This window comes from Ruania zhangjianzhongii (assembly GCF_008000995.1).
GTDB lineage: Bacteria > Actinomycetota > Actinomycetes > Actinomycetales > Beutenbergiaceae > Ruania > Ruania zhangjianzhongii.
The window spans coordinates 1872858-1895434 of the sequence record NZ_CP042828.1; the positions used below are offsets into that span (position 1 = coordinate 1872858).

The 22577-nt window shown below is 70.9% G+C and carries 23 protein-coding genes; 15 read left to right on the forward strand and 8 right to left on the reverse strand.

The genetic code is table 11. From position 1 onward, the window contains the following. Positions 1–69 precede the first annotated feature (69 nt). On the forward strand, positions 70–1191 hold the full coding sequence (locus tag FU260_RS08805; protein WP_147916716.1) for a D-alanine--D-alanine ligase family protein: 1122 nt from the start codon (positions 70–72) through the stop codon (positions 1189–1191). Between the two features lie 55 nt (positions 1192–1246). Here FU260_RS08805 and FU260_RS08810 read toward each other — a convergent pair whose 3' ends face one another. Next, entirely contained in the window at positions 1247–1720 is a 474-nt protein-coding gene (locus FU260_RS08810) for a DUF3515 family protein (RefSeq protein WP_147916717.1), read from the reverse strand. 83 nt (positions 1721–1803) lie between these two features. Between FU260_RS08810 and FU260_RS08815 the strand changes: the two genes are divergently transcribed. Together FU260_RS08815 and FU260_RS08820 are read left to right on the forward strand one after the other, a co-directional pair. After that, on the forward strand, positions 1804–2775 hold the full coding sequence (locus FU260_RS08815; protein WP_147916718.1) for a thiamine-phosphate kinase: 972 nt from the start codon (positions 1804–1806) through the stop codon (positions 2773–2775). Positions 2776–2803: 28 nt separating this feature from the next. Next, on the forward strand, positions 2804–3235 hold the full coding sequence (locus FU260_RS08820; RefSeq protein ID WP_147916719.1) for a CBS domain-containing protein: 432 nt from the start codon (positions 2804–2806) through the stop codon (positions 3233–3235). A 294-nt stretch (positions 3236–3529) separates the two neighbouring features. On the opposite strand, the gene rpmB is transcribed toward FU260_RS08820, so the two are convergent. Next, a complete protein-coding gene (gene rpmB / locus FU260_RS08825; protein WP_147916720.1) occupies positions 3530–3721 on the reverse strand; it encodes a 50S ribosomal protein L28 in 192 nt (63 codons plus the stop codon). A 418-nt stretch (positions 3722–4139) separates the two neighbouring features. On the opposite strand from rpmB, the gene FU260_RS08830 reads away from it, so the two are divergent. Genes FU260_RS08830 through rsmD form a run of 4 tightly spaced genes read left to right on the forward strand, consistent with a single transcriptional unit; the run spans position 4140 to position 9277 of the window. Further along, complete coding sequence (locus FU260_RS08830) at positions 4140–6380, forward strand: ATP-dependent DNA helicase RecG (RefSeq protein WP_235912166.1); 2241 nt, start codon at positions 4140–4142, stop codon at positions 6378–6380. Then, positions 6373–7104, forward strand: coding sequence for an ABC transporter ATP-binding protein (locus tag FU260_RS08835; protein ID WP_235912167.1), 732 nt, complete (start codon positions 6373–6375; stop codon positions 7102–7104). Before FU260_RS08830 ends, FU260_RS08835 begins: the two co-directional genes overlap by 8 nt. Next, positions 7101–8726, forward strand: coding sequence for a DUF6297 family protein (locus FU260_RS08840; RefSeq protein WP_147916722.1), 1626 nt, complete (start codon positions 7101–7103; stop codon positions 8724–8726). Before FU260_RS08835 ends, FU260_RS08840 begins: the two co-directional genes overlap by 4 nt. Beyond that, on the forward strand, positions 8723–9277 hold the full coding sequence (rsmD, locus tag FU260_RS08845) for a 16S rRNA (guanine(966)-N(2))-methyltransferase RsmD (RefSeq protein ID WP_147916723.1): 555 nt from the start codon (positions 8723–8725) through the stop codon (positions 9275–9277). Before FU260_RS08840 ends, rsmD begins: the two co-directional genes overlap by 4 nt. A gap of 327 nt (positions 9278–9604) precedes the next feature. Here rsmD and FU260_RS08850 read toward each other — a convergent pair whose 3' ends face one another. Next, a complete protein-coding gene (locus FU260_RS08850; protein WP_147916724.1) occupies positions 9605–10732 on the reverse strand; it encodes a Gfo/Idh/MocA family protein in 1128 nt (375 codons plus the stop codon). After that, positions 10729–11559 (reverse strand): DUF6807 domain-containing protein, encoded by an 831-nt coding sequence (locus tag FU260_RS08855; RefSeq protein ID WP_147916725.1) that lies wholly within the window; start codon positions 11557–11559, stop codon positions 10729–10731. The genes FU260_RS08850 and FU260_RS08855 overlap by 4 nt, the downstream gene beginning before the upstream one ends. Positions 11560–11660: 101 nt before the next feature. Here FU260_RS08855 and FU260_RS08860 point away from each other — a divergent pair, with 101 nt between their 5' ends. Beyond that, complete coding sequence (locus FU260_RS08860; RefSeq protein WP_168211710.1) at positions 11661–12332, forward strand: ThuA domain-containing protein; 672 nt, start codon at positions 11661–11663, stop codon at positions 12330–12332. Positions 12333–12361: 29 nt separating this feature from the next. Here FU260_RS08860 and FU260_RS08865 read toward each other — a convergent pair whose 3' ends face one another. Further along, positions 12362–13900 (reverse strand): UxaA family hydrolase, encoded by a 1539-nt coding sequence (locus tag FU260_RS08865; protein WP_147916727.1) that lies wholly within the window; start codon positions 13898–13900, stop codon positions 12362–12364. A gap of 188 nt (positions 13901–14088) precedes the next feature. Between FU260_RS08865 and coaD the strand changes: the two genes are divergently transcribed. Genes coaD through mutM form a run of 5 tightly spaced genes read left to right on the forward strand, consistent with a single transcriptional unit; the run spans position 14089 to position 17456 of the window. After that, entirely contained in the window at positions 14089–14592 is a 504-nt protein-coding gene (coaD, locus tag FU260_RS08870) for a pantetheine-phosphate adenylyltransferase (protein ID WP_147916728.1), read from the forward strand. Beyond that, the gene (locus FU260_RS08875) at positions 14589–15167 is read left to right on the forward strand and encodes an ATP synthase subunit B family protein (protein ID WP_235912168.1); all 579 of its coding nucleotides are present in this window, start codon (positions 14589–14591) and stop codon (positions 15165–15167) included. Before coaD ends, FU260_RS08875 begins: the two co-directional genes overlap by 4 nt. After that, positions 15164–15772, forward strand: a complete 609-nt coding sequence (locus FU260_RS08880) for a YceD family protein (protein WP_235912169.1) — start codon at positions 15164–15166, stop codon at positions 15770–15772. The genes FU260_RS08875 and FU260_RS08880 overlap by 4 nt, the downstream gene beginning before the upstream one ends. Then, entirely contained in the window at positions 15769–16488 is a 720-nt protein-coding gene (gene rnc, locus FU260_RS08885; protein ID WP_147916729.1) for a ribonuclease III, read from the forward strand. Before FU260_RS08880 ends, rnc begins: the two co-directional genes overlap by 4 nt. 38 nt (positions 16489–16526) lie before the next feature. Next, entirely contained in the window at positions 16527–17456 is a 930-nt protein-coding gene (gene mutM, locus FU260_RS08890; protein ID WP_147916730.1) for a bifunctional DNA-formamidopyrimidine glycosylase/DNA-(apurinic or apyrimidinic site) lyase, read from the forward strand. Positions 17457–17542: 86 nt separating this feature from the next. Here the strand turns inward: mutM and FU260_RS08895 are convergent, their stop codons facing one another. Further along, a complete protein-coding gene (locus FU260_RS08895) occupies positions 17543–18439 on the reverse strand; it encodes a LysR family transcriptional regulator (RefSeq protein WP_147916731.1) in 897 nt (298 codons plus the stop codon). A gap of 116 nt (positions 18440–18555) precedes the next feature. Here FU260_RS08895 and FU260_RS08900 point away from each other — a divergent pair, with 116 nt between their 5' ends. Continuing rightward, positions 18556–19248, forward strand: coding sequence for an SDR family NAD(P)-dependent oxidoreductase (locus tag FU260_RS08900; RefSeq protein WP_235912170.1), 693 nt, complete (start codon positions 18556–18558; stop codon positions 19246–19248). A gap of 305 nt (positions 19249–19553) precedes the next feature. Here the strand turns inward: FU260_RS08900 and FU260_RS08905 are convergent, their stop codons facing one another. Together FU260_RS08905 and eda are read right to left on the reverse strand one after the other, a co-directional pair. Next, a complete protein-coding gene (locus FU260_RS08905) occupies positions 19554–20654 on the reverse strand; it encodes a sugar kinase (RefSeq protein ID WP_147916733.1) in 1101 nt (366 codons plus the stop codon). A 15-nt stretch (positions 20655–20669) separates the two neighbouring features. Further along, positions 20670–21299, reverse strand: coding sequence for a bifunctional 4-hydroxy-2-oxoglutarate aldolase/2-dehydro-3-deoxy-phosphogluconate aldolase (gene eda / locus FU260_RS08910; protein WP_147916734.1), 630 nt, complete (start codon positions 21297–21299; stop codon positions 20670–20672). Positions 21300–21570: 271 nt separating this feature from the next. Here eda and FU260_RS08915 point away from each other — a divergent pair, with 271 nt between their 5' ends. After that, on the forward strand, positions 21571–22557 hold the full coding sequence (locus FU260_RS08915; protein ID WP_147916735.1) for a LacI family DNA-binding transcriptional regulator: 987 nt from the start codon (positions 21571–21573) through the stop codon (positions 22555–22557). Positions 22558–22577 lie beyond the last annotated feature (20 nt).

Genomic DNA, 22577 nt, shown 5'->3' on the forward strand with positions numbered 1-22577 from the left:
ATCTCACCGTGCTGACACCCAGCCTCGGTGCACCCACCGACCGGCACCTGCCCGGTAGGCTCAGCGGCGATGAGTCAACAGAACCGAACCCGGGTTGCCGTGCTCTTCGGCGGCCGTAGCTCCGAGCACGCGATCAGCTGCGCCACCGCTGCCGGGGTGCTCGCCGCCATCGACCGTGACCGTTACGACGTCGTACCGATCGGCATCACCCGCAGCGGGGAGTGGGTCCCGGCATCGGACGACCCGGACCGGTGGCGGATCACCGACGGACACGTCCCGGAGGTCACCACCAGCGACAGCCCCCAGCTGCTGCTGCCGATGGGCGAGGCCGGGCAGGACCTGGTCTCCTACCGGCCCGGCAGTGTTCCGGCCGAGCTGAGCGCTGTGGACGTGGTACTGCCGCTGCTGCACGGCCCGTTCGGGGAGGACGGCACCCTGCAGGGCATGCTCGAGCTCGCCGGACTGCCGTATGTGGGATCCGGGGTGCTGGCCTCGGCGGCATCGATGGACAAGCACTACACGAAGGTGGTGCTCGCCGGAGCAGGCCTGCCGATCGGCCCGTACACCGTGATCACCGATCGGCAGTGGCGCACCGCTGCCGACGCCGCCCGCGCCCGGGTGGCCGAGCTCGGCTTGCCGGTGTTCGTCAAGCCCAGCCGGGCGGGCTCCAGCATCGGTATCACCAAGGTGGACCGGCTCGAGGACCTGACCGCCGCCATCGAAACCGCCCGCGAGCACGACCCGAAGGTGATCGTCGAGGCCGGGATCGACGGCCGTGAAGTGGAGTGCGCCGTCCTGGAGGGACGCCATGACGCCCCGCCACGGAGCACACTGCCCGGCGAGATCATCGTCACCTCCGCCGAGCACGGCTTCTACGACTACCAGGCCAAGTACTTCGACTCCGAGGCGGTGAACCTGTCCTGGCCGGCCGACCTGCCCGCCGACGCCACAGCGCGGCTGCGTGAGCTGGCCGTGGCGACCTTCGAAGCGCTCGGCTGTGAGGGTCTGGCCCGGGTGGACTTCTTCTACACCCCGGCCGGTGAGCTGATCGTCAACGAGCTGAACACGATGCCCGGGTTCACCCCGTACTCGATGTACCCGATGATGTGGGAACGCTCCGGGTTGTCCTACCAGGACCTGATCACCGAGCTGGTCGAGCTGGCCCGAGAACGGCGCACCGGGTTGCGCTGAGCAGCGGCGGTGCGGCCCGCTGAGCGGGCCAGCATGATCGCCGGCAGGGCCCGGATCAGACGCAGGTGCGCTGCTGGTCGGTCAACGCCACCGCCGCGCCGAGGTCCACCAGGGTGGTCGTCGCATCGTCCCCGGCGTAGTCCACCGGTACGGTCACCTCGATCGCCGGCACCTGCCCGTAGGTGGTGAACTGCCAGGTATCCTCGGCAGCTTCGCCGAGCGGGGTCATCACCCAGTCCACCTGCGTGCCGTCCGCACCGGTGACCGAGATGCACCGGTCGGTGGTCGGACCAGGTGGGCTCACCCCGCACCGAAGCGCGATCGCCGGATCACCCCAGGCGGCAGTGGCCTGGCTGTTGGTGGACCGCCGCTCGGCTCCGGAGAGCTCCTCCGGCAGCACCCGGAGCACCTCCGCGCACAGTGGGGCGCTGGCCGTGGGACCAGGCTCCACCCCGGCGGTCGAACCACACCCGGTGAGGGTCAGCACTACTCCGGCCGCAGCCAGGGAGGAGAGAGAACGTCGGCGCACTCTTCTACGGTAGCTCCCGGCGCCGGCAGTGAAGACGGCTAGGCTCGGCACGTCCAGGCCGAGGCTCGAGTTCAGGAGGGTGCGTGCAGGTCAGCGAGGTCTCCGAGGAGGAACTGCTCGCCAGGATCACTCCGTTGCTGCCGCGTGGCGGGCACACCCTCCTCGGCACCGGCGACGACGCCGCAGTGGTCGCCGCACCGGACGGCCGGTTCGTGGTCACCACCGACGTCCTGGTCGCCGGCCGGGACTTTCGCGACGACTGGACCACAGGGGCCGACGTGGGTTGGCGGGCGACGGCCGCGAACGTCGCCGACGTGGCCGCGATGGGTGGGCTGCCCACTGCCCTGGTGACCGCCCTGGTACTCCCGGCGAGCACCGCCGTCGACTGGGTGATCGACCTGGCCACCGGACTGGGTGAGGCATGTACCCAGTGGCGAGTGGGCGCCGTCGGCGGTGATCTCTCCGGGGGAGACCAGCCGATGATCGCCATCACCGCGCACGGTGACCTGCAGGGCCGCGACCCGGTGCTGCGCAGCACCGCGCGCCCCGGCGACCAGCTCGCCCATGCCGGGGTGCTCGGTTCCTCCGCGGCCGGCTGGGCGCTGCTGGCGGGCGGACACGACGCCCGCACCGCCGCCGGCCGGCAGGCACTGGCCGGGTTTCGCCGCCCGCAGCCGCCGGTCACGGCCGGGGTGGCCGCAGCGCAGGCAGGAGCCACCGCGATGATGGACGTCAGCGACGGGCTGCTCCGGGACGCGGGCCGGATCGCCCGTGCCTCCGAGGTGAGCCTGGACCTGGACCCCACCGCACTGGCCGGCGATGTGGCCGCGCTCGCGGACCTGGCGGCGCTCTGCCACAGCGATCCGCTGGCCTGGGTGCTCACCGGGGGAGAGGACCACGGCCTGCTCGCCACCTTCCCGCCCGGTGCCTCGCTGCCCGAGCCGTTCCGGCCGATCGGCACCGTGCGCGGCGGACCGGGGCAGGTGACGTACGGCGGGCAGCGTCCACCGGTGTCCGGCACCGGGTGGGATCACTTCCGCAGCGATCAGATGTGACCGGGCTCACAGTGTCGTACCGTGGGGTATGCGTATCTCAGAGGTGATCCGACGTAAGGGTGCCGAGGTGGTCACGATCCGCCCGGACGAGACCGTGACGGACCTGCTCGCTCTTCTCGCCGAGCACAACATCGGGGCCGTGGTGGTCTCGGTCGACGGCGGTCGCACCGTGGGCGGGATCGTCACCGAGCGGGACGTGGTGCGTCATCTGAACAGCACGGGGACCAGTGTGCTCAGCAACCCGGTGGCCCAGGTGATGACCGCTGAGGTGGTCACCTGCAGCACCGAGGACGACCTGCAGACCCTCGCCCGCACGATGACCGAGAAGCGGTTCCGGCACCTGCCGGTGGTCGAGGACGGTGAGCTGCTCGCGATCGTGTCCATCGGGGACATCGTGAAGAACCGGATCGACGAGCTGCAGGCCGAGAACGACCAGCTGGTCGACTACGTGCAACGGTAGGACCGGCCGAAGCGCCACTCGGGCCGGCCGGCGGGACCGTCGTTGTCCCGGTACAGCCCGGCGTTGACGAACCCGAGCACGGCGCCGCCGCTGCCGGTGGCGACGAGGGCGGGGGCGGTGTACCTGCGCGCTCCCGGTGACGTCGGTCGCGGTCGCAGTCCGGGTCGGCGGCGGCACAGTGGCGGGCATCCTGGCGGTCCGCGGGATCGGCGAGGGGTGGGAACAACAGAGCCGCCCACCATCGCGGTGAGCGGCTCGGCTGGGCGGCGCGGGTGCGCCGCGATGATCAGATCCTCAGACGGCGCGGACGACCTTGCCGGCCTTGAGGCAGGAGGTGCAGACGTTCAGCCGCTTCGGCGTGCCGTTGGTCACGGTGCGCACCTTCTGGATGTTCGGGTTCCAGCGCCGCTTGGTCCGGCGGTGGGAGTGCGAGATGCTGTGACCGAAGCTCGGGGCCTTGCCGCAGACTTCACACGTAGCAGCCACGGTGTGTCTCCTCTAGTTCTGTCCTCGCCACAGGGTGAAGCGGCGGTGAATCGTCCGGTCTCGGCCAACACACCGGGACGGCGGGCCGAGCAGTGCCTCGTCTAGGCAACCGCACCAGAGTACTCCACCGGTGGCGTCATGCCCAAACCAGCGCGCGGGTGAGACCGGGCACACTCTGGTGTCGTTCCGGAGGGGGCTGGCGAGTCCGCCGGTCCCCGACTGTGGTGTGGGTGTGACGTACGGGGCACGTCAAACCCACACCGTAACGGCCCGTTCGGCGGATACCGGGTCCACGAGTCGCCTCCGCCAGTTTGCAGGACCCGGCAGCCCCGGGTCCTGCCACACCACGAGCGTGACGCACACCCGCGCACTCCGTGGGCTTCGGGCCTGTCGGCAGCTGCCGATATCATCGCTGGCGGTGGCACAAGTATCCGACGGACAGGTGTGGGGCGGGGACAGCCGTGCCCTGACGAAGCTGGTGGGCGAGCGGGGCGCCAAGCAGCTCGCACAGGTCGGGGTGACCAGCCCGGCCGACCTGCTCCGCTACTACCCGCGCAAGTACCTGCACCGCGGCCGGTACAGCCGGCTGCTGGACCTGGTCTCCGGTGAGCACGCCACGGTGATGGCCGAGGTGCGCAAGGTGGAGCACCGCCAGGCCCGGAACAAGCCGCTGCACATCATCAAGGTCACCATCACCGACGGCCATACCGACCTCCCGCTGACGTTCTTCGCCCGCCGCCCGTACATGGCCGAGTACATCAAGAAGCGGCTGCCGCTGGGTACCTCGGCGATGTTCTCCGGGCAGGTGAAGAAGGACAAGCGTGGTGGTCTGGAGCTGATCCACCCCGAGTACGAGCCGCTGCCCGAAGTGCTCGATGAGGAGGAGGCGGCCCGGCGCGCCGCGCGCCCGGTGCCGGTGTACCCGGCTACCGCGAAGCTGCCCACCTGGAAGATCGCCGAGATGATGCGTCTGGTGCTGGAGCCGCTGCAGCCCGGCGAGGTGGCCGATGTGCTGCCCGAGGATGTCCGCGAGCGCCGCGAGCTGGTCGGCACGGTGCCCGCCCTGCACATGATCCACGACCCGGCCAATGATCTGGACTGGAAGACGGCCCGCCGGCGGTTCGCCTACGAGGAGGCGTTCCTGCTGCAGACCGCACTGGCCCGCCGCCGCGCGGACGTGGCCGCCCATGAGGCCACCCCGCGGCCCGGCAGCGCGGATGGTCTGCTCACCGCTCTGGACGGCCAGCTGCCGTTCGCCCTCACCGACGGGCAACGGCAGGTCAGTGCCGAGATCAGTGGTGACCTGGCCGAGGCCAGCCCGATGCAGCGGCTGCTGCAGGGCGAGGTCGGCTCCGGGAAGACCGTGGTGGCGCTGCGGGCGATGGCCCAGGTGATCGACTCCGGCGGCCAAGCGGCACTGCTCGCCCCCACGGAGGTGCTCGCCCAGCAGCACGCCCGCTCGATCGAGCACCTGCTCGGACCGCTGGCCGAGGCCGGGATGCTCGGCGGTGACGCGCGCGGCACCCAGGTGGTGCTGCTCACCGGCTCGGTCACCGGCGCCGCCCGCCGGCAGGCCCTGGCCGACGCGGCCTCCGGAGCAGCGGGGATCGTGATCGGTACGCACGCACTGCTGAACGAGAAGGTGCAGTTCGCCGACCTTGCCCTGACCGTGATCGACGAGCAGCACCGGTTCGGGGTAGAGCAGCGGGACGCGCTGCGCGCCAAGGGCCGGACGATGCCGCACCAGCTCTACCTGACCGCCACCCCGATTCCGCGGTCGGTGGCGATGACGTTCTTCGGCGACGTGGAGGTCTCCACCCTGCGGGAGATCCCTGCCGGGCGCTCCGGGGTGAGCACGCACCTGGTGCCCTCCGGTCAGGAGCGGTGGATGCAGCGGGTCTGGACACTGATCGCCGAGCAGGTCGGCGCCGGCCACCGGGCCTACGTGGTCGCTCCGCGGATCACCTCCACCGCCACCGAGGACGACGGCGCACCCGACCTGGCCCCGGAGGCGGACGGGGATCAGGACGCACCCGCCGGCGGGCCTCCGGCCACAGTGGAGGACACGTTCACCCGGCTCAGCCAGGAGCCGGCGCTGGCCGGGATCGCGCTCGGGCTGATGCACGGGCGGCTCAGTGCGGAAGAGAAGGACGAGGCGATGGCCGCCTTTGCCGACGGCCGCGTTCCGGTGCTGGTCACCACCACAGTGATCGAGGTGGGGGTGGACGTTCCGGAGGCCACGGTGATGGTGGTCCTCGACGCCGACCGGTTCGGCCTGTCCCAGCTGCACCAGCTGCGCGGGCGGATCGGGCGCGGTAGCGCCGCCGGGACCTGTTTGCTGGTCACCGGAGCGGGCGAGGACACAGCTGCCCTGGAGCGGCTGACGGCGATGACCGCGACCACCGACGGGTTCGTGCTGGCGGAGAAGGACCTGGAGCAGCGCCGGGAGGGTGACGTGCTCGGAGCGGCGCAGTCCGGGCGGGGGTCCTCGTTGCGGCTACTCTCGGTGGTGCGTGACCGCGAGCTGATCGAGGATGCGCGCCAGGACGCCCGGGCGCTGATCACAGCCGACCCCAACCTGGTGCACCACCTTGAGGTACTGACCGCGATCACCGAGCTCGTCGACCCCGATCATGAGGAGTTCCTGGACCGTGCCTAATCCACAACGGGCCGGTAAAGCGGCGAAGAAGGCCGCCAAGCCGTTGCTGAAGGCCAGCTCGGTGAGCGTGGGGTACGGATCCACGATGGCCAGCGCGGTCTGCCCACCGATCAACGTGACCATGTCCGCTGGGCAGGGGCTGGCCGTGGTCGGTGCGAACGGCACCGGGAAGTCCACGTTCCTGCGGGCTGCGGCGGGGTTGCTGGAGGTGCTCGGCGGCACGATCGACGTGCTCGGTATGCCGGTGGACGAACGGGCCCGTCGGTTCCGTGCCGAAGTGGCCGTGGTGCTGGACGAGGACTCCTATCTCCCGGCGCTGACGGTGCGCGAGCACCTGCTCCTCACTGCCCGAGGGCACGGGATGCGCGAGGTCAGCTCCCTGGTCACCGAGCAGGTGGAGGCTTTCGGCCTGACCGAACGGCAGAATGCCTTACCCACGGCGCTCTCCTCCGGTCAGCGCCGCCGGCTGCTGCTCGCTGCGGCGTTCGTGCGCCCGCGCACGCTGCTCGTACTGGATGAACCAGAGCAGCGGCTGGACTCCGGGATGCGGGACCGGCTCGGGGAGCGCCTGGCCGCCGAGCGGGACGCCGGTGGTGGAGTGATCATGGCCACGCACGACCCGGTGCTGGTGCGCGAGGTGGCCACCAAGGCGCTGCTGCTGGCCGAGGACTCGGTGCGGGTGGTGTCGGCGGACGAGGGTGCCGAAGCGATCGAGGCGCTGTGACCACCGGCGACGTCGAGGAGTCCTGGCCCACCGGGCGCCAGCTGCGCAAGCTCACCCGCGCTGCCACCGAGGCGCACACCGGTGGGCATATGGGCGAGCTGGTCTCCGAGGTCTACTCGGTGCTGTTCAGCGGCGCGATCGCGGTGGTGATGGTGCTCGGTGCGGTGCAGGGGCTGAACGCCTCGCTGCATCCGGGTCCGGAGGCTGCCACCGTGGACCCCAGCTGGCTGGCGCTGATCGTGGGCCTGGTGGTGGCCGGCGCGGTGATCGGGCTGGCCGGGCGGCTCGGCCCGGTGGGGATGGGCGGCGCACAGGCACTGTGGTGGCTGACCACTCCGGCGGACCGGCGCACGCTGCTGCGGCCCCGCCTGGTGCTGCTGCCGGTGGTCGGGGCGCTGGTGGGCCTGGTCGGCGGGCTGCTGGTCGGCTTCCTGGCGTTCGGTGCCTTCGGGCCGAACCTGCTCTGGGTCACCGTGGACTTCGTGCTGGCCGGCGCGGTGATGGTGCTCGCCGTGGCGGCGGGGCAGGTGCGCGCTGGGGCCGGTGCCACCGGCCGGATGCGCCCCTCCGTGCTGGCCGGTGATGTGCTCACCGCCGCCGGGCCGCTGGCCGCGCTCGCTCTGGTGCTGCTGCGCCCGGAGCCGATCTCGGTGGACTGGGTGCACCTCGGACCGATCATCGCCGCCGTACTCGGCGTGCTGCTGGTGGCCAGCCTGTGGTGGCTGGACCGCGGGCTGGAGCAGATCTCCGGACGGGAGCTGCGGGCCAGGGGCTCGGTGGCCTCCTACGCCTCCGGTGCGGTCACCTCGATGGACACGCGTGAGCTGGGCCGGGCACTGAATGTGAACACCGCGCGGGACGCCCGCCGCCGCTCCGCGCCAATGCTCGGGGCACGCGGCCCGGTCAGCGCCATCCTCGTGGGTGATGCCACGGTGCTCATCCGCACCCCACGGCACCTGATCCAGATCGCCGTGGGCCTGTGCGTAGCGCTCCTGGGGCTGGCGGCCGGCTGGCCGGTGGTGACGAACGTGGTGCTGCTGCTCGCTGGTGGGATGCTCACCTCGATGGCCACCGGGGAGGGGTCCCGCCGTGCGGAGATGGCTCCGGTGCTGGACCGGCACTTCCCGATCGCCGGCGCCGACGTCCGCCGGGCGCGGATACTGCTACCGATGCTGGTGATGGTGCCCTGGGCGCTGGTGGTGTTCGGCCTGTGGGGGTGGGTGCACGGGGAGCTGCTCGGCTACCTGCTCCTCGGTCTGGTGACCGGACCGGTGTTCGCCGCCGGGGTGCTGCGGGGCGCCTACCGCAAGCCGCCGGACTGGTCCAAGCCGCTGGTACCGGGCCCGTTCGGGCCGATGGCACCCGGGGTGATCGCCGCCTTCGCCCGCGGCCCGGACATCGTGGTGCTCTGTGCCGTGCCGATGATCGTGGGTGTGCTGGCGCTCGGCGTCACGCCGATCATCCTCGCGGTGCAGCTCGGTACCTCGCTCATCGCCCTGGCGATCGCGACCCGAGCACCCAAGGACGGTGGCAAGGGCTGGATGGCACGGATGACCGAGCAGGCCGAGGAACAGCGCAAGGAATCGCAGCAACTGCGCGACGCCCGTCGCGGCCGCCGGTGACCCGGATCGTGGCCGGCACCGCCGGCGGTCAACGGCTCCAGGTGCCTGCGAAAGGTACCCGGCCGACCAGCGAGCGGGTCCGTGAGGCACTGTTCTCCCACCTGGACCACCTCGGCTACACCGACGGCACCCTGGTGCTGGACCTGTACGCCGGCTCCGGTGCCCTCGGCCTGGAGGCCGTCAGCCGCGGCGCGGCCCGTGCGGTGCTGGTGGAGTCTGCCCGCGGCGCAGCCGCTGCCTGTCGCGCCAACGCCGCCAGCACCCAGCTGGCCGACCGGGTGCGGATCCGCAGCGTCCCGGTACAGCGCTACCTCGCCGGCCCGCCCCCCGCCGAACCGTTCGACCTGGTGCTCTGCGACCCGCCGTACGCGGACGAGACCACCGACGAGGTACTCACGGCGCTCACTGCGCAGGGCTGGCTCGCCGGCGACGCGCTGGTGGTGGTGGAACGCGACGTGCGCAGCCCGGCGCCGGTGTGGCCGGCCGGCTGGCAGGAACAGCCGGCCCGTCGCTACGGCGAGACCGCGATCCACCTGGCCCGCACCCCCTGATCGGCCCGTGCGCCGGAGTCCCCACCGCCCCCGCGCCACGCGGCCCCACTCGCCACCCGGTCCCGCTCGCCACCCGGTCCCGCTCGCCACCCCGCCCCACGCGCCACCCCGCCCCACGTTGCCTGAGTACCGGTTTGCAGGCTGAGTACCAGAATTCCGGTCCTCCACCTGCAAGTGGGTGTTCAGACGAGTGTGTAGCGCGAGAGGGTGCGCCGGGCGGTGTGCAGCGCGGGAGGGTGCGCCGGGCGGTGTGCAGCGCGGGAGGGTGCGCCGGGAGTCTCAGGCGTCGTGGGCCCGGGTCGTGAGCCGGCGGCGCCCCGCGACGGGTCAGCGGGTCCAGGGGGCGCCGAGGGCGGTGAACGTGTCCAGCTCGGTGGCCACCCGGCGGCACCAGGCGTCCACCTCGTGCAGCACCCGGTACTGCTCCGGGCCGGCGCCGTGGGCGGTGAAATGCTCTCCGGCCACCTGCTGAGGGTCCGGGGCGGTGCGGACCGCTTCCAGCACCCGCATGAACGCCCCGGTGTCGGCCAGTGCGGACAGCAGGGGTGCGCCGGTGTCCAGGTGGTCGACCAGGTTGCGCAGCAGCCCGGTACGGCCGAGCTGCTCGGTGTGTTCCCCGGCTTGGGAGCGCACGGTGAGCACATCGTCGGTGTAGGACAGCTCGAGCTCGCCGGTGGTGCCGTGCACCTGCACCGTCGGCGGGACCCACCCGTCCGTCTCGGTGGCCAGCGTGAGGCCGAGGGCGATCGGGGTGCCGCGCCGGGTGCGCAGGCGTACGGCGGAGGTGTCGTCGGCCTCGATGTCGTTCACCCGGAACAGGTCGACCTCGACCTCGGCCACATCGTCGGCCTGGGTGGAACCGTCGATCCGCAGTGCGGTGGCGACGGCGTGCGCGAGCGGGTTGGTGACCACCCCGTCCACGACGTCCACACCGTCCAGGTGCCGCCGGCCGGCCCAGCGGGATCGGTCGTAGTAGGAGCGCGCCCGGCGCCAGAGCCCGAGCCCGCCGATCCCGGTGACCTCACCGATGGCTCCCGCCTCGAGATACTCGGTGATCCGGTCCAGGGCGAGCGAGCCGAAGCTCTGGAAGCCCACCTGCACCGGCCGTCCGGTCTCTGCCGCCACTTCGGTCAGCGCGGTGAACTCGGCCAGTGACGCCGTCGTCGGCTTCTCCAGCAGCACGGCAGACCCTGCGCGCAGCGCCTTGGTGGCCAATGCCAGGTGGGTGTGGATCGGGGTCGCTATCACCACCACGTCCGGCACCACCTGGGCCAGCAGCTCGTCCAGATCGGTGTGCACCGGTGTGCCGGCGGGCAGGTGTCGCGCCTCCGCGCCGCCGCGCGGGTCGGCTACCGCGACCACCTCCGCGAGTCCGTCGGCGCTCATCCGCTCCAGCTCGGCGAGGTGGTGCTTGCCGTATCCGTGGATGCCGATGACGGCGAAGGTGGTTCTCACGAGAGTTGCTCCAGCTCGGTGTAGAGAGTTCGGGCAGTATCGGTATCGATCGTGCGGTCGAGCAGCACCCCGGTCAGGTGCAGGTCGAGCTGCTCACCGTGCGGAAGATGCCGTGGGGCCTCCCAGGCTACGGCCGGACCGGCGCCCACGTACCCACCGGTGCGCACGAACCAGGGCAGCACCTGCGTACGGGACTGGGCGAGCAGCAGGCTCACCGGCCCGGTCGGGCGGTCCTGGGTGAGCAGCAGCCACGGTGAGGTGGACCCGAGCGGCTCCCCACCGCCGTCGACCTGGGCCGTGGTGGCCAGCTGATCGCCGGAGATGCGCCAGAACAGACCGCCGTAACCGGCCCCCACACGGCCCCGGGTGGCCGGTGAGCCGAACGTCAGGTCGCCGGAATCGGCGAGCAGCCGGCTGTGCCAGCTGAGCGCCCAGCCGTCCCAGGCAGGCAGTAGCTCGGCGGTGATGCGGCGCTGCTCGGTGAGCAGGTGGTGCCCGTCCACGTCGAGGAACTCCACCTGCTGGTCGATCGCGTGTGCAGTCGCCTCCACCGGCCCGCCCACCTGGCGGCCGTGGTTGTCCAGCATCTGGTAGCCGCTCGAGTGGACGTAGCTTCCGCCGCCCCAGAACATCGAGCCGTTGATCTCCACGACGGCGTTGCTCACCCCGTAGTGGTGGCGATGGTCCGCAGGGGCTACTTCGGTCAACGGCTGCCCGGCGAGCGTGCTCACCGGGTGCAGGTACGGTCGCGGGGAGAGTTCGGTGGGCATGTCCCGCCCGTCGCAGTAGCGGGCTACCTCGCGGGTGCCGATGCTCAGGCTGGTCACAGGTCTCCTTCAGGACGAGGCTGGGTGGGGGCAGCGAGGTGTGCTCGTGGCAGTCTATGGTAATCGCTTACCAAGAGCGTGTACGTGGAGGGAGCCAGAACATGAGTGCAGTGGTGATCAGCGGAGCGGGTCGGTACGCCGACCCGTGGCACGACTTCACCGGAACCTCCGCCCGGCTGGCCACGGAGCTCACCGCGCTGGGCCTGCCCGCCGAGGTCGCCACGCTGGGCGAGGCGGAGGTGCCCACTGGCGCCGTGGAGCTGCTGGTGGTCAATGCCGGCGGTGGCAGCACACCGCGCGCGGTCACCGGCACGGCGGCGGACCAGCGTGCGGAGGCACTCGCCGGCTGGGTCCGTGAGGCCGTGGCCGGGGGAGTGCCGGTACTGATCACGCACACCGGCTCGAACACGTTCTATGACGACGACCGCTGGGCGAGCCTGATCGGCGGTCGCTGGGTGCCCGGTACCTCCTGGCACCCACCGTTGGCACCGGCCTGGGTCCAGGTGATCGATCCGGAGCACCCGATCACGGCCGGTATGACCGAGCTGGCGGTCACCGACGAGCGGTACTGCGACCTCGAGGTCCATCCGGGCAACGCCGTGCTGGTCGACCACGCGGAGGACGGACGGCGGCACCCGATCGTCTGGGCCCGGGAAGCCGGCGGTGTGCGCGTGGTGCACGACGGGCTCGGCCACGACTCGAATGCCTACGACGGTGCCGACCGGCGCGCCTTGCTGTCCCGTGAAGTGGACTGGCTGCTGCGGCGAGTCTGAGCGGTGCCAGGCCGCGCGCTCGTAGGGGATCAGGTGACCGCCCCGACGTGCCACGGGATGAACTCCTCCTGACCGATGTCCAGCTCTTCGCTGACGGTCTGCTCGCCCGAGGCCACGGCGAGGATCAGCTCGTAGATCTGGCGGCCGACCTCCTCCAGCGTGGCCGTGCCGTCGATGATCCGGCCGGCATTGAGGTCCATGTCCTCGGCCATCCGCTCGTACATCTCGGTATTCGTGGCCAGCTTGATCGACGGCGTCGGTTTGCAGCCGAACACCGAGCCGCGGCCGGTGGTGAAGACCACCACGTTCGCCCCGCCGGCCACCAGACCGGTGACCGAGACCGGGTCGTAGCCGGGGGTGTCCATGAAGGTGAACCCGGTATCGGTGATCGGCTCGGCGTACTCGTACACCGCCGTCATCTCCGCCTGGCCACCCTTGGCCACCGCGCCCAGGGACTTCTCCAGGATGGTGGTCAGCCCGCCGGCCTTGTTGCCCGGCGAAGGGTTGTTGTCCAGCGTGCCGTCACCGGCCGCGGTGTAGTGCTTCCACCACTCGATCCGGTCCAACAGCTTCTGCCCGACGGCCTCCGAGGCGGCGCGCCGGGTGAGCAGGTGCTCGGCGCCGTACACCTCCGGAGTCTCCGCCAGCACCGAGGTGCCCCCGGCCGCAACCAGGAGGTCCGAGGCGTAGCCCAGGGCCGGGTTCGCGGTGATGCCGGAGTAGCCGTCCGAGCCACCGCAGTTCAGCCCGAGCACCAGCTCGCGCACGTGCGCCGGTGCCCGCGTCGCCTCGTTCACCTGCGGCAGCATCTCGCGGATCTTCTCCACCCCGGCACGCACAGTGGCGCGCACCCCGCCGAGCTCCTGGATCGTCATCGTCTCCACGTAGGTGCCCTCAGCCAAGCCGAGACCCTCGGCGAGGGACTCGACGGCGATCATCTCGCAGCCCAGGCCGAGCACGAGCAGACCGCCGAAGTTCGGGTGCCGGGCGTACCCGCGCAGCGTACGCAGCAGCATCTGCCCGCCCTCGGAGTCGGGCACCAGCCCGCACCCGCTCTGGTGGGTGATCGCCATCACGCCGTCGACCGACTCGAACTCGTCCAGGGCCATGCCACGGAACTGGTCGGCGATCATCTTCGCCGAGCTGGCCGAGCAGTTCACCGAGGTGATCACCCCGATGTAGTTGCGGGTGCCGACCTTGCCGCCGGGCCGGTGGTAGCCGAGGAAGCTACGGGGCAGGTGCTCGGGCAACTCCGGGGTGATGCGGGCGGTGCCGAACTCGTGCTTGCGCTCGCTCTCGTCCATCCCCAGGTTGTGGGAGTGCACATGGTCGCCGGGGGCAATCGCCGCGGTCGCCCGGCCGATCGACTGTCCGTACTTGAGCACCTGCGCGCCCACGGCCACCGCCTGGACGGCGACCTTGTGCCCACGCGGGACGTCACCGCGCAGCCGCAGCGGTCCGTGCGGGCCGACCACCTCACTGTCGGCAGCCAGATCAGCGGTGGCGATCGCCACGTGGTCCTCCGGGCGCAGGTGGAGCACGAGGGTACTCTGGACGGTCGCAGTCATCGACAGGGAACCTTCACTGGTCTAGGGGAGTGGCGCCGTCGCCGACCTCAGCAACGACCGTGCGCCAGGCACGGACCGCCACCCGGCAGCCACGGATGGGGGCGAACCGTGGTTAGTGTAACCGAGAAACCGGTCTCTCATACCGGTGGGCCGCGTGCTGGGACGCCTGGGGAGGGTACGTTAGGCCCGTGACGTCACGTATTGCCGTGTGCCCAGGATCCTTCGACCCGGTGACCGTGGGGCACCTCGATCTGGTGCGCCGGGCCCGGTCCCTGTTCGACGAGGTGGTGGTGGCCGTCGGTATCAATGCCGGCAAGTCGCCGCTGCTGGACGCGCAGGCCCGGATCGACCTGTTCGCTGGTGCCGTGGCGGACCTGGACGGCGTCCGCGTGGAGCGGATGCCTGGTCTGCTCGCCGACCTGTGCCGGGAGGTGGGGGCGAGCGCGATCGTGAAAGGGCTGCGCGGTGGCGCCGACTTCGACGCGGAGCACCCGATGGCGCTGATGAACCGGCACCTGTCCGAGGTGGAGACGGTGTTCGTGATCGGTGACCCCGCGCTCGCGCACGTGTCCTCCTCGATGGTCAAAGATGTGGCACGGTACGGCGGAGACATCACAGATGTTGTTCCCCCACGCGTCGCCGAGGCGGTCTACACCGCCTTCGGCACCGATGTGAAGGATGGTGCACGATGACCGAAGAGGGCCAGGGCGAATCCTTGGTGGCGATCCTGGACGAGCTGGCCGATCTGGTCGCCTCCGCCAGGTCAATGCCGATGAGCGCGTCGGTGCTGGTCAACCGCGCCGAGGCGATGGAGCTGATCGAGTCCGCCAAGTCGGTGCTGCCCAGCCAGATCACCCGCGCCCAGGGCGTGGTCGCCGATGCCGATGCAGTGCTCGGCCGTGCCCGGCTGGAGGCCAGCGACCTGGTGGAGCGCGCCCAGGAGCGCGCCGAGGAGATGGTCTCGCAGGAGTCGGTCGTGGCTCAGGCGAAGACTCGCGCCGAGGAGATCGTCGCCGAGGCGCAGGCGTCGGCGGACAAGCTCGCCCGCGAGGCGGACGACTACTGCGACCGGCAGCTCGCCCAGTTCGAGATCGACCTGAACGCGATCGGCTCCCAGGTGGCCGCCGGCCGCGCCCGCCTGCTGGAGCGGACCCGGCACCGGCCCGAGGCGCCGGCAGCCGGTGACCGGGGCGTGGGTGACCGGGGCGCGGGCGTCCTCCCGGGGCAGAGCCGGGAGACAGCGCAGAGCCCGGAGGCGCAGGAGTGAACCAGTATCAGATCTCCACCCACGACCTGGGGCGCCGGCCCGGGTCGACGCACACGCTGGAGCTCGATGTCACGGCGGGTGAGCCGATGGGCAACGAGGTGATCGCCGTCCGGGCAGGCACGGGGATCTCCCTGGACCTTCGACTGGAGGCGGTGATGGATGGCGTTCTGGTCACCGGCACGGCGAGCACTCTCGCCGAGGGGGAGTGCGTGCGCTGCCTGGATCCGGTCAGCCGGGACCTGACCGTCGACCTCACGGAGATGTTCGCCTACCCAGGGACGCAGCAGGACGTGGAGTCCGACGAGGACACCGAGGTGTTGCCCGAGCTGGACGGGGAGATCGCCGACCTGGAGGCCACGATCACCGACGCGGTGGTGCTCGCGTTGCCGTTCCAGCCGCTGTGCCGGCCGGACTGCCCGGGGCTGTGCTCGGTGTGCGGTGTCCGGCTCGCCGACGCCGAGCCCGGACACGCCCACGAGCAGCTCGACCCCCGGTGGGCGGCGCTGGAGGCGTTGCGCGAGCAGGCGGCCGACGGCGCAGCCGATGACCCTGACAACAGAGCCGGGGAGGAGGCCAGCGGGCCGGACCAGGGCGCACGAGGATGAGCACCGGACCGACCGACCAGCTCCTTGCTGCCCTGCACACCGACCTGGACCCCGAGCTGCTGGTGCTGGCCCTCACCCACCGCTCGTTCGCCCACGAAGCCGGCGGCATCCCCACCAACGAACGGCTGGAGTTCCTCGGTGACTCCGTGCTCGGTGTGGTGGTGACCGAGCACCTGTACCGCAGCTACCCGGACCTGTCCGAGGGGGATCTGGCCAAGATGCGTGCGGCCACCGTGTCCCAGCGCGCCCTCGCGCAGGTGGCCCGGACCCTGAACCTGGGGGAGTACCTGCTGCTCGGCCGGGGCGAGCAGGGCACCGGCGGCCGGGACAAAGACTCGATCCTCTCCGACACGGTGGAGGCGATCCTCGGGGCGGTGTATCTGGGCCACGGGCTCGAGCCCACGCGGGAGCTGATCCTGCGCCTGGTCGGGCCTACGCTGACCGCGGCCGCCGAGCTCGGTGCCGGGCTCGACTGGAAGACCAGCGTGCAGGAGCTCGCGGCCGAGCGCGGCCTGGGAGTGCCGCACTACGACGTGCGTGCCGACGGACCGGACCACGAGCGGCACTTCACCGCGTACCTGACGCTCGACGAGACGGTCTGGGGCACTGGGGAGGGCTCGGCGAAGAAGGTCGCCGAGGCCAATGCCGCCGAAGCCGCCTACCGGGCGCTCGCAGCGGAGGCACCTTCGAACGGAGCTGCGGCACCTCCGGCCTGAGCTGAGGCACCTCCCGCCGGAACAGGTAAGTTGGGCGGGTGCCCGAGCTGCCTGAGGTCGAGACCGTCCGCGCCGGAGCGGCCGACCACCTGCTCGGCCGCCCGATAGTGACCGTCGAGGTGTTGCGGGACCGCTCGGTGCGCCGCCAGGAGGGCGGGCCGGCCGAGTTCACCGCGCTGCTGACCGGGCGCACCCTGGACGCCGCCGTGCGGCGGGGCAAGTTCCTCTGGCTGCCGCTGCGGGGTCCGGACGGCGCCGCAGAGGACCACGCGCTGCTGGTCCACCTGGGGATGAGCGGGCAGCTGCTGGTCACCGGGGCGGGCGAGAACCCGCACCTGCGGGTGCGGCTCACCTTCGCCGACGGCGGTCAGGCCTGGTTCGTGGACCAGCGCACCTTCGGTTACCTCACCGTGGCGGACCTGGTGCCCACCCCCGACGGTGGCCCCGGCGGGCTGGGCGCCGCGCCCGGTCCGGCGGAGCACATGCTGCCGGCGCCGGTGGCGCACATCGGGCGGGACCTTCTCGATCCGCTGCTGGCCGATCCGGCCGGGCCAGGCCGAGCCGACCTGATCCGCCGGCTGCGCCGCGGCCGGCGGGGGATCAAACGGGCCCTGCTGGACCAGACCCTGGTCTCCGGGATCGGCAACATCTACGCCGACGAGGCGCTCTGGCGTGCCCAGCTGCACTACGACCGGCGCACGGACACGATGCCCCGGGCGCAGGTGGCCGCCGTGCTCGAAGCCGCCGCCGAGGTGATGCGCACGGCGCTGGCCGCGGGCGGAACGAGTTTTGACTCGCTGTACGTGAACGTCAACGGCGCCAGCGGGTACTTCGACCGGTCGCTGAACGTCTACGGCCGAGAGGGCTTGGACTGCCCGCGCTGCGGCACACCGATCGTGCGGGAGTCGTTCATGAACCGATCGGCCGCCTTCTGCCCCCGCTGCCAGCGCCGTCCGCGCCGCCGCTGACCGATACCTGGCACTGGAGGAAGCTGAACATCGCCACGGGGCAAGAGCGGACGCCAGGGCGCTTCACCTGCGACGAGCCGTTTTCCTCACGAGTTGCCTCTGCTCGGTGACCGATCGGTGCGAGGAGCGGGGTCGCTCAGGCCGGATGCGACACGAACCAGCGCGGAGATCGCCGACGAACGGCTGCCGGCAGGCCACGCGAGGACCGTCGTGATTCGTGGCGCGTCTGTCACGGGCACGGCGACATGCTCGGGCCATTGCCACGCGCGACTGGACGCGGGGATGACGAGCAGGGCCTTTGCCAGCGCCACCAGCTGGGCGATCTGTGACTGCGTGCGCACTTCCGGCCCAGGCCCGTCGGGATAGGTGCCGTCCAGGCGGGGCCACCTAGCCATCGGTACCGCGTGATCCTCCTGCACGTCGGCGAGGACGACCTCACTGCGGTGAACGAACGGATGGGCGGCGGGCACGATCACGACCTGGCCCTCGGTGTAGAGGTCCTCGGTGTCGAATCCGACAAGGTCGTCGACGGGCTTGTGCATGATCGCCACGTCTGCGGTCCCGGAGCGCAGCAGACCGGCCTGCTCGCCGACCTCGCACAGCTGCACCTCCACTTGCCCTAGTGCGGGTTCGTCCGTCACTGCGTCGAGCAGCCGCTGTAGCAGTTCATGCGACGCGCCGGCCTTCGTGGCGAGCACGAGCGGCTGTCGGGATGCTCCAGCGCGCTGTGTTCGCTGCGCGGCGGTGGAGATCGCGTCCAGCGCCGTCCGTGCCTCGCTGAGCAGCACCGTGCCTGCGTCGGTGAGCGTCACGCGGCGGCGGTCTCTCTCCAGGAGCTGGACGCCGAGCCTGCGCTCTAGCTGACTGATGGCCCGCGACAACGGTGGTTGGGCGATCCCCAGGCGGTCGGCAGCACGTCGGAAGTGCAGCTCTTCCGCGACGGTGACGAAGTAGCGCAGCTCGCGGGTCTCCAGGTTGGCCACAGGTCGAGCCTATCCCGTGATGCTCGTGCGGTATCACAGCTCACCCGATCGGTCTTGGACGACCGTGCCCGCTGCATTGGAAACTGGATGCCATGAGTGAGAAGAAGACAGCGCTGGTGACCGGAGCGAACAAGGGCATCGGGTTCGCGATAGCCGTCGGCCTCGGCGAGCTCGGTTTCACCGTCGCGATGGGCGCACGCGACGATGCCCGCCGCGCCGCAGCCGTCAGCCGCCTGCGAGCGTCGGGCGTGGACGCGTTCGGCGTCGCCCTCGACGTCACGTCCGACGACAGCGTCGCTCAGGCGGTCGAAGCGATCGAGCAGCAGTCTGGCCGCCTCGACGTCCTGGTCAACAACGCCGGCATCGGCGGAAGCTATCTGAATGGTGAGCAGGACCCGATCACCCTCGACCTCGACGTCCTGCGAACGGTCCTCGACACCAATGTCTTCGGCGTGGTGCGGGTGACCAACGCCATGCTCCCGCTGCTGCGCCGGTCGCCCTCGCCGCGAATCGTCAACGCCTCCAGCAACATGGGTTCCTTGACACTGCAGACCGGACCGCAGCTGGCCGCCTATGCGCCGTCGAAGACCATGCTCAACAGCATCACCGCCCAATACAGCCGCAGGCTCGCCGACACGAACGTCATCGTCAACGCGTACTGCCCCGGTTACGTCGCGACTGATTTCACTGGCCACGCCTCGGACCGCACCCCCGAGCAGGGAGCCGCCGTCGCGATCATGCTCGCGACTCTCCCCGACGAGGGACCACGCGGCGGCTTCTTCGACGACAGTGGTGTCGTGCCGTGGTAATCAGCACAACGCGCGAGGGGAACCAGGTTGAATCGAATCACGCGATACTTCCCGCGGTGAGTAGTGCTCCCGGGTATCGCGTCAGCGAGCGCGGTAACGAACAGCCCAGGTACGAACGGCCTCGGTGAGGAACGGGCGCTGTGCTAGCGGGTTCACACGGGCGCACGTCCACCCAGGCGCACGTCCACCCAGGCGCACGAACGCCCTCCTCCGCGGTCACAGCGTGACCTCTGGCCGCGGCGAAGGGCGTTCGTGGGATTAGTGCCCGGTCCGGTCGCAGACGACCCAGGCCGGGCGGGGCCGGCTCAGCGGTCGACGCGGGCGCTTCCGCCGCCGGCGAGCTTGACCACCTCAGCCTTGGTGACCATCGAGGTGTCACCGGGGGTGGACATCGCCAGCGCACCGTGCGCGGCGCCGTACTCCACGGCCGTGGCCAGCGGCTCACCGGTCAGCAGCCCGTAGATCAAGCCGGAGGCGAACGAGTCCCCGCCGCCCACCCGGTCCAGGATCTCCAGGTTCTTGCGGTGGGTGGCCTGGGCGAAGCCGGCGTCCTTGCTCCACGCGATCGCGCCCCAGTCGTTGTCCGAGGCGGAGTGCACGGTGCGCAGCGTGTTCCCGATCACCTGGAAGTTCGGGTAGGCCTCGGACGCAGTGGCGATCATCGACTTGAAGCTGGAGATGTCCAGGTCGGAGAGGTTCTCGTCGACCCCCTCCACCTCGAACCCGAGGGAGGCGGTGAAGTCCTCCTCGTTCCCGATCATCACGTCGATGTGCTCAGCGATGCGCTTGTTGACTTCCTGCGCCTTCGCCTGCCCACCGATCGACTTCCACAGGCTCGGCCGGTAGTTCAGGTCGTAGGAAACCACCGTGCCGTGCTTCTTCGCCGCGGTCACCGCTTCGATCACCACCTCGGCAGTCGTCTCGCTGAGCGCAGCGAAGATGCCACCGGTGTGCAGCCAGCGCACGCCCAGCTCACCGAAGAGGTGCTCCCAGTCGATGTCCCCGGGCTTGAGCTGGCTGGCGGCGGTGTGGCCGCGGTCAGAGACCCCCACTGCGCCGCGCACGCCGAAGCCACGCTCGGTGAAGTTCAGCCCGTTGCGCACCTCTCGGCCTAGCCCGTCGAACGGGGCCCAGTGGATCAGCGAGGTGTCCACACCACCGGTGAGGATGAAGTCCTCAACCAGCTGTCCCACGGCGTTGTCGGCCAGGGCGGTGACTACACCGGCGCGCAGGCCGAAGGCACGGCGCAGCCCGCGGGCCACGTTGTACTCGCCGCCGCCCTCCCAGACCTTGAAGTTGCGGGTGGTGCGGATACGGCCCTCACCGGGGTCCAGGCGGAGCATCACCTCACCCAGGGAGACGATGTCGTAGCGGCACTCGGACTCAGGTCGGATGGTCAGGCTCATGGGGTCCTCCTCTTCTCAGGCCGCAACCAGGGCGACGGCCTCGGCGGTCAGGGTGGTGATGCGCTCGAAGTCACCGGCAGCGACCGCGTCCCGCGGCACCATCCAGCTCCCGCCGATGGCCAGCACGGAGCTGATCGCGGTGTACTCGGCCACGTTCTTCGGCCCGATTCCGCCGGTGGGCACGACCTTCAGTCCTGCGAACGGACCGGACAGAGCCTTGATCGCCGGTGCCCCACCCGAGGTCTCGGCGGGGAAGAACTTCACCGCTTCCAGCCCCTCGGCCAACGCGGCCTGGATCTCGGTGGCGGTGACCGCACCGGGCAGCGGCAGCACCCCGCGCTCGAAGCAGCGGCGCACCACCGCGGGGGAGAAGCCGGGGGAGACGATGTAGGAGGCACCCGCGTCCACGGCGGCATCCACCTGGTCCGGGGTGAGCACGGTGCCGGCACCCAGCAGCATGTCGCCGCGAGCGGACATCGCCTTGATCGACTCCACGGCGGCGCTGGTGCGGAAGGTAACCTCCGCGACCGGCAGGCCGCCGGCCACCAGGGCATCGGCGAGCGGGGCGGCCTGCTTCGCGTCGTCCAGGACGACCACCGGCACCAGCCGGGCCGCTCCGATTCGTTCCAGCAATTCCTGAGCCACTGGGGCAGTCCTCTCCGTGAAGCGGCTTCGTCATCCGCGCCACAAACGTTTACATCATGGCAGTGAAGTGAAACGCTAGCACGGCCTATCTGGTCACACAATGACGATGTAAACGTTTGTGAGAATCTCTGGACTCTGACATGATCACCGTGGAGCAGCAGCGGCGCCCGGCTCTGCAGCTGTCTCACTCGGCTACCAGGTACGGGTGCTGGCACCGACTGCACCGTCCGATGAGTTGCTGCACCTGTCTGGACGCAGAGGAGGAGACACGATGGTCACCACCATCCGGGACGTGGCGCGTGCCTCCGGCGTCTCGATCGCCACGGTCTCCCGCGCACTGGCCGGCTCCACGATCGTGGCCCCGGGCACCCGGGAGCGGGTGCGCCGAGCGGCGGCAGAGCTCGGCTACCAGCCCAACCGCGCCGCCCGGCAGCTGGTCACCGGCCGGGGGCAGGCGATCGGGCTGGTGCTGCCCGACCTGCAGAACACCTTCTACGCATCCGTCGCCAAAGGGATGCAGCGGCGGGTACGTGCTGCCGGACTGAGCGCGATGATCGCCGATACGGACGAGGACACCGGCGCCGAACGCGAGGTGCTCGACCAGCTCGCCGCTGTGGTGGACCGGCTCGTGCTGGCCTCCCCACGGGTGAGCGACGGTGACCTTCGTGACCTCGCCGGGCGCTGCGCCGTCGTGCTGATCAACCGTGAGCTGCCCGGCCTGGCGAGCGTGGTGGGAGACAACGCGGATGGCATTCGCCAGTCCGTCACCCACCTGCTCGCCCTCGGCCACCGCCGGATCGGCTATGCCGGGGGACCGGCCACGTCCTGGTCCGATGCCCGCCGCCGGGACGGTCTAGCGCTGCTGGACCTGGCGGGCGGTCAGGAGATCGTCGATCTGGGCTCCTTCCGGGCTTCCCAGGCCGGTGGTGTGGCCGCCGCCGACCTGGCCATCGCCGCCGGGGTGAGCGCGGTGATCGCCTTCAACGACCAGCTTGCCCTCGGCGTCCTCGGCCGCCTGGCCGAACGCCGGGTGCCGGTGCCCGAGCAGATCTCCGTGGTCGGCTTCGATGACGTACCGGTCGCCCGGCTGCTCGCCCCGCCGCTGACCACGGTCGCCGTGCCCACGATCGAGATCGGCGAGCGCGCCGCCGGGCTGCTCGTCGACCCACCCACCGGCGCCGCCGAACCGCCGCAGATCGTGCTCGACGTGGAGCTGCAGGTGCGCCGCTCCAGCGCACCCCCTGCCCGGATAGGCTGAGCGGTGTGCAGCAGCCGGTA